This window comes from Pantoea sp. CTOTU49201, assembly GCF_032054795.1.
Lineage (GTDB): Bacteria > Pseudomonadota > Gammaproteobacteria > Enterobacterales > Enterobacteriaceae > Pantoea > Pantoea symbiotica.
Map to the genome: position 1 here is coordinate 1 of NZ_DAMBSA010000409.1, position 4115 is coordinate 4115.

Sequence of the window (4115 nt, forward strand, 5' to 3'; positions counted from 1 at the left end):
GCGCGCACGATGAAATCAACGCCGACGGCGAGATTCACGATGATTACCGCATCAGCTATCTGAAAGAACATATTCAGGCGATGGGCGAAGCGATTGCCGATGGCATCCCGCTGATCGGCTATACCACGTGGGGCTGCATCGATTTGGTGGCGGCATCGACCGGCGAGATGAGTAAGCGCTACGGATTTGTTTATGTCGATCGTGATGATAAAGGCAACGGTAGCCTTGAACGCATCCGCAAAAAATCGTTCTGGTGGTACAAACAGGTGATCGCCAGCAACGGGCGGAATCTGGACGCGATTTAAATAGGTGGTCGCCATAAATGGCGCCCCTACTAAGTGCGGCGTGGAGTAGCGATTGGCCACGCTTGTTGCGGGAACAGATAGAGCCGAATACTGAACAGATGGAACAGCGGCGTCAGCACCCTTTCGTCGTGTTTCGCCAGTTGTTCCAGCTTCAGCAGCAGTAAATCCAGCTCCTCCTGCAAATCCGCATGCGGCGGGGTTTGCAGCGACTTCAGGCGGCGCTTGAGAAACAGCGCCAGCTCATGAAACATCTGACCGCTATCCAGCTGATATTGCTGCAGCAACTCCTTGTGGCGCGCGTAATAGTCAAAGCTATTAACGCCCAGCCACACTTCCTTGAGCAACATGCCAGCCGAACGCATATCGGGATGCGGATCGAGGCGTAAACGCGGCAGCACCACGTTTACTTTATCCAGCATCAGGCTGATAAAACGTTGACGTCCCAGCAGCGATGAACCGTTTCGTTCCGTCTCTTTAATAAAGCGCAGCAGCTCGCGCAGACCTTGCCGCACGGCACGGCGCGCGGTCCATGATGGGCGTTTGTTGCGCATGATGGCGGTGATGATCACTGCAAACATCACGCCCGCCATGGTGGCAATCGCGTTGTTGATCAGCAGCACCAGATCGGGTTTTAAATGGTGGCCAAGGCCAATAAAGCCGGGAATCTGAATCGCCACGCTCAGGCCAATCATGTTGGTGGAGGGACGTGCGATCATCAGTGCCAACAGCATCAGGCCGGGCGCGAGGCAAATCATCAGGGCTTCGAATGAGGTGGCTTGCGGGATCAAAAGCGCCACGTAAATCACGCTGATAATGATCGCCACGATTACGCCGCGTACAAATAGCTTCATCGAGGTCAGCGGCGTATCCTGGCTGGCGAGCAATGAGCAGAGAATGGCCGCCATCACCGGCGCCGATGCGCCATCACGCCAACCCGTTCCCATCCACAGCAAGCAGGAACCAAAGGTGGCACAGAACGCGGTTAATGCCGACAGTCGGATTAACCCTTTATCGAAAAAGCGGTGCGTGCGTTTACCGCGCGCCAGTGTGGTGTCGCCCGAGAGATCGCTCACCAATCCGCCAACGCTTTGATAAGCACCCGCAATGCGCACGAAATCCGCCAGACGTTCCATTAATCCGGTAAACAGCAGCCAGTTTTCGGTGGGCAATTCGCCGTTTTGCCAGGCGAGATTAATTTCAGCCTGACAATCACTCAACGTCTGTTGAATGCCGCCGGTTTCCCCCACCGCTTCACCGTCGTTGAGCCACTGCAGAAACAGCTGAAAGGTCTGCGCCACGTTTTCCGGGAAGGCGATTTGCAGTGTTGAAAGCCGCTGCAGGCGCATCTCGATGGCCGTTAACGTTGGGATCAAATAGGAGAGATGTTGATACTGCACGCTCACTAGCCGAATCAGTCGCCGCGCGGCATCACCTTCATAGACGCAATGAGTGATCAGCACTTCTACCTGCTGCGGATGGGTCGCCATGCGGATCAGAATGTCGTCACGCTCGGGCGAACTGTCGCTGGGAATACCAGAAAGCAGATCGCTGCACAGTTTCCGCGCGTTGAGATACCAGTGGCTGACGCTCTGCTCCAGCAGGCTGCGCATCGATACCGGAAACAGCAGCGCATGCACCAGGCTGCTGCAGACGATGCCGAGCGTAATCTCTTCGATACGTGAAATCACCGTGCTGGTGATCGACAGTGGCGTGGTGACTTCCGGAAAACCCATGATCGCCGCGCTGTAACCGGCCAGCATAAACACGTAACTTTTCGGCGTGCGGTCGTGCAGCGACAGATAAAGGCAAACGCTGACCCACAGCGAAATGCAGAAACAGAACAGCAGCGGATGCTGCACGGTTGGCGGAAAAATAAAGAAAACGAACACGCCACCTAATAAGGTACCCAGCAAGCGGAACACCGATTTGGAAATGGTTGAGGCGGAATAGAGCTGTGACGCGAGCAAAACCGTGGTCACCGCCCAGGCCGGTTTATCCAGGTTAAGTTCAAGTGCGAAATAGAGTGCCAGAAAGGCGGCCAGACAGGTTTTTACAGCAAAAAAAACGGCGTTTTTTGAAAACCACTGCATGACACGGTGACCAGGATGTACTGAATGTTGCGTATCCTGCCAGAATGTGAAAAAGCCTCACCTCGATAAATATGTCGAATTGTTTCGTAATCGAAAATCATGTTCATCGCGCAGTTTGTTTGCTGAGGGAATGCGTAAGCTTTGCTAATGGAAACACACGGGGAAGATGCGTTTTTGTCGCTAATTTACTCATCATCAGCGTTTTGAGCCGCTTTAACGCACATCAGTTATCAGGACGATAAATGTGTGCTGGATCACATTTTGGCGAAATGCGCCCTTTTTGGCTTCTTATCCATAAAATAATTTCGCGCAGCGACATGTACTAATATCGTTGGGATTTTCTCAGGGTGTGCATTTATGCACGCAAGGTCGCCATGAATGGCGACCCTACGGGGAGATGTGTACTTTTTTAACCGCAGCGATGTTAATATTTGCGCGCTGATTAATGCGAAGAACTTTCGGGAACGCAGTATGTTACGTAAACATCAAATTCATCGGGAAGCCGACATACTGCTTTCCCTGCTCCACATTTGCAAAATCGTCATCACTGCACTTTTCCTGCTGCTGTTTATTTCTCGCTCAGCAATTGCTGAAATAAAAGACGATAAAGCCAATCGCATTGTCAGCGGCATTATTAGTTTTACCCATTGGCCGGGATTAACCGGCGCGCCTCAGCTTTGCGTATTTTCTTCTGCACAGCATCTTTCGCTGCCACAAAATAAAGTGCCCTCAGCGGTACCGTTCAGCGTGGTTTATCTTGCCGGCGAGAGCGAACTAGCGACGCAACAGTGCGATGCGGTCTATTTTGGCGATCAGACACCAGAACAACAGTTAGAACTGTTAAATCACTTCAAGGGTAAAGCGGTATTAACCCTTGCAGAGAACAATGCGGAATGTACCGTCGGGGCGGCTTTCTGCCTGATCTTTAAATCAGATCACACGCTGTTCTCAGTTAACCTTGATTCGCTTGCCAGGAGCGGCGTCAAGGTGAGTCCGGACGTGTTGTTGCTGTCCCGCAATGGAAGCAAATAAGATGAAATTAGAAAATTCAATTAACGACAAATCATCGATTCGCAACAAGTTGCGCAAGATCAGCACCATTAACTCGGCGGTTATTTTACTGCTGTGCTGGCTGTTGCTCTCATCGACTTCCCTGCTTTTTATTAAAAGCTACGAGAAAAGAAACCTCGAATTAATTGCCGCCACGCTCAGTACCACGCTGACCGCCGCCACGGTTTTTGAAGACAGTTACGACGCGCACAATAAAATCGCACGACTCGGCAATGAAGGCATGTTTGATTCGGCGAAATTAGTGACTGACGATCAAACCGTTTTAGTGGACTGGCATGATCAACAGGAACAAACCGGCTGGTATCCGCGTTTATTACGTGAGTGGATTTATCTCAAACCGTTTGGCGTTAATATTATCCACTCAGAAACCAATGTCGGTACGCTGACGCTGGAAGGTACCGTCACCGGCGCGGCTGATTTTATTCGTTATTCGCTGATGATTCTGACCAGCGGCATGCTGTGTGTATTAATCATTTCATTCCTGCTAAGTGAGTTTCTCCATCGCGGCATTCTCGCCTCGCTGCGCAACATCACCAGCTCGATTCATTATGTCATCCATTCCGGTGATTTTTCCTTACGTATTCCAGAAAGTCCGACGCGCGAGTTTCAGCTGTTTTCAAATGACCTCAACTCGTTGCTGACCGAGATG

General features: G+C 51.4%; 4 protein-coding genes. 3 read left to right on the forward strand and 1 reads right to left on the reverse strand.

Annotated features, from left to right (window positions below; genetic code table 11):
• The coding region (locus tag RTY00_RS21090; protein WP_312666016.1) for a family 1 glycosylhydrolase at positions 1–305 on the forward strand (305 nt) is incomplete at its 5' end.
• A 29-nt stretch (positions 306–334) separates the two neighbouring features.
• On the opposite strand, the gene RTY00_RS21095 is transcribed toward RTY00_RS21090, so the two are convergent.
• The gene (locus RTY00_RS21095; protein WP_312666018.1) at positions 335–2395 is read right to left on the reverse strand and encodes an FUSC family protein; all 2061 of its coding nucleotides are present in this window, start codon (positions 2393–2395) and stop codon (positions 335–337) included.
• A gap of 471 nt (positions 2396–2866) precedes the next feature.
• On the opposite strand from RTY00_RS21095, the gene RTY00_RS21100 reads away from it, so the two are divergent.
• Positions 2867–3427, forward strand: coding sequence for a YfiR family protein (locus RTY00_RS21100; protein WP_312666020.1), 561 nt, complete (start codon positions 2867–2869; stop codon positions 3425–3427).
• A 1-nt stretch (position 3428) separates the two neighbouring features.
• Positions 3429–4115, forward strand: a 687-nt coding sequence (locus RTY00_RS21105; protein ID WP_312666021.1) for a CHASE sensor domain-containing protein, incomplete at its 3' end; no start/stop codon positions are given.

Bases quoted from the DNA above. Each gene is read 5' to 3' on its own strand.
- RTY00_RS21095 (WP_312666018.1), bottom strand. From the start codon at position 2,395: ATGCAGTGGTTTTCAAAAAACGCCGTTTTTTTTGCTGTAAAAACCTGT.
- RTY00_RS21100 (WP_312666020.1), top strand. From the start codon at position 2,867: ATGTTACGTAAACATCAAATTCATCGGGAAGCCGACATACTGCTTTCC.